Source organism: bacterium, from assembly GCA_024224155.1.
GTDB lineage: Bacteria > Acidobacteriota > Thermoanaerobaculia > Multivoradales > JAHEKO01 > CALZIK01.
This window is the reverse complement of the sequence record JAAENP010000242.1, coordinates 1-2504: the sequence shown is the minus strand read 5'-3', so window position 1 is coordinate 2504 and position 2504 is coordinate 1. Positions and strand designations below refer to the sequence as shown.

At 64.5% G+C, this 2504-nt stretch carries 3 protein-coding genes; 2 read left to right on the top strand and 1 reads right to left on the bottom strand.

What is annotated here, in order from left to right:
- Positions 1-311 (bottom strand): hypothetical protein (locus tag GY769_12815; GenBank protein ID MCP4202801.1); only part of this gene is annotated, 311 nt, incomplete at its 3' end.
- 88 nt (positions 312-399) lie between these two features.
- Between GY769_12815 and GY769_12810 the strand changes: the two genes are divergently transcribed.
- Positions 400-1074 carry a hypothetical protein gene (locus tag GY769_12810; GenBank protein ID MCP4202800.1) on the top strand — a complete coding sequence of 225 codons (675 nt, stop codon included), beginning with the start codon at positions 400-402 and terminating at the stop codon, positions 1072-1074.
- A 293-nt stretch (positions 1075-1367) separates the two neighbouring features.
- The coding region (locus GY769_12805) for a sigma-54-dependent Fis family transcriptional regulator (GenBank protein MCP4202799.1) at positions 1368-2504 on the top strand (1137 nt) is incomplete at its 3' end.

The window sequence follows — 2504 nt, the reverse complement described above, 5'->3', positions numbered from 1 at the left end:
TTCATCAGAATCAGGTAGGGCTGTTTGGTTTCCCGGTCGGTCCCCTCGATCCTGACGTCGCCGGTATGGCGGTCCCAGACATGAAACCGGTCACCGAAGAACTTCCAGGTCACGACGCGGGTCGCGTCCCAGGCCTGGCGCCCGCCCAGCCGCTCCATGACCCGGTCGGCGATCGCGATGGCCTCGGCGTCCGATTCAGCGGCGAGAAAACCCTCGGCCGCGGGGTTGTCGGATGAATCGGCGGGCAATCCATGAACAACCGCGGTGACCGCGAGCGCCGAGGCAAAGCTAGAGAAGGTCGTCTTTCTCATCAGGGAGCTCCTTCCGGAAGGGGTCCCTATCGTAGTGTGGTTGCCGGCCGAGGGTCCACACCCGCGGTTTCGCTAGGATCGCTCGACAATGACGCGACCGAAGCCACGAGCGAGATTCTGGCCGACGCCCATGGCCGCGCTGCTGCTGGTCAGCCTGGGCCTCGCCCCGGGCTCCTGCGGGGCCGACGGCGTCGAGCGACCGGAGAGGCCGCCGGATGCCGACCTGGTCGAGCTCTTCAAGCATGAGGGGGTCGCCTGGATTCGCGCCCAGCGAGAGCACTACCGCCCCCGGGCGACGCCGCTGTCAGAAGAAGACCGCGACAAGCTGTCGGCGTACTTTTCCCAGCAGGTGCTCGACCGGGCAAGAGTGCTGGTCGTGAGAGGCTTCGACAATCCCGGCTTCTTCTCGGTCTTCGAGGAGCGCGGTGAGCCGCATCCGATCGACCTGCGGCGAGCGAGCGCCATGGCGCTGGTAGATACGATCCTGGTAGCGAAAAGCGCGGCCGGGGGGCCCTTGCGGGACCGGCTGCTGTTTCATGAGCTGGTACACATGGTGCAGTACGAGCTCCTCGGGCTCGAGGACTACATGGATAGATACGTCGACGGCTGGGCGCAGAGTGGCCGGGACTATCGGGAGATACCGCACGAACGGCAGGCTTTCGATCTTGCTGCACGATTCCGGAGATCGGCCGGAGACGCCTTCTCGGTCGAGACGGAGGTGCGCTCTCGATTCGGCATCGCCGTCGGCGACGCTCCGGACTAGTGTTCCGTGCGGGAAGTTCGTTGCCTAGGCCTGGTCGCCCTCCGCGTCGCTGGCGAGGCGCAGCGACGAAGGACTAGCGGGCCTAATCCGAGGAGATGCAACGACGGCAGCGGAGTGGAGGGTCGCAGGAGTGGGTAGCGTACTTCCCGCACGGGACACTGGCCCCGGCGGCGGAATTCTCCCGGCCGATGTGCCGGTTGCGCTCGAACGTTACGTTCTTCACTACCGGAACCTGCCGGACCCCGTATGATCTGAGAGGTTGGTAAAGGCCATCCAACCGGTGTCGGCTTGTCATGAAGAACATCGAAACACTGATCATCGACGACGATCTCCAGATGCGGCTGACGGTCGAGCTGGCGCTCGAGGGTGAGGGCTTCACGCCGACGTTCGCCGCGACCGCCGAGGAGGGGCTGGAGGTGGCCAAGGGCCGCAATTTCGAGGTCGTCCTGCTCGACCTGCACCTGCCAGGCATGAACGGTCTCGAGATGCTGGCGAATCTGCGCGAGTTGCCGCAGCCTCCGGAGACGGTCGTGCTGACCGGCCGACCCGATCTGGATACCGCCGTCGAGGCGATCAAGCTCGGTGCCCACGACTATCTGTCGAAGCCGTTCGACGCTTTCAAGCTGGTGTCGACGCTCAAGAACGCCGCGGGCAAGTACAGACTCAGCCGCGAGAACGCCGCATTGAAGCACGCGGTGTCGCGGCACCTCCCGAGTCCCGGCGGGCTGGTGGTCGCGGACAGCGAAGAGATGAAGGCGGTCTTGCGAGTCATCGAGAGAATCGCGCCCTCGGACGCGTCAGTGCTGATCCAGGGTGAAACCGGCGCCGGCAAGGGTCTGATGGCCAAGCTGATTCACAGCCGAAGTCAGCGCTCGAGCGAGCCGCATCTGCACATCAACTGCAGCGCGCTCAGCGATACCCTGCTCGAGAGCGAGCTCTTCGGTCACGAGAAAGGCTCGTTTACCGGAGCCGCGACCGCCAAACCCGGACTGTTCGAGGTCGCCGATGGCGGCACGCTCTTCCTGGACGAAGTCGCCGAGATGAGCCCCGCCATGCAGGCCAAGCTCCTTCAGGTGCTGGACAATGGCGAATTGCGCCGGGTTGGAGGTACCTCGTTCGTGAACGTGGACGTTCGCATTATCTCGGCCACCAACAAAGACCTCGAGCGGGAGATAGCCGACGGCCGTTTCCGACGCGACCTGTTGTTCAGACTGAATGTCGTCAATCTGAAGCTGCCGCCTCTGCGCAGCCGGCGGGAAGACATTCCGGCTCTGGTCCACATGTACCTCGATCGTTACCGATTGCCGGGAGAGCCGGTCAAGACGCTGGCTCCGCCGGCGATGGAGAGATTGGCCGAGTACTCGTGGCCCGGCAACGTCCGCGAGCTGGCCAACGTGATCGAGGGACTGGTGCTTCTGACTCAGGACGGT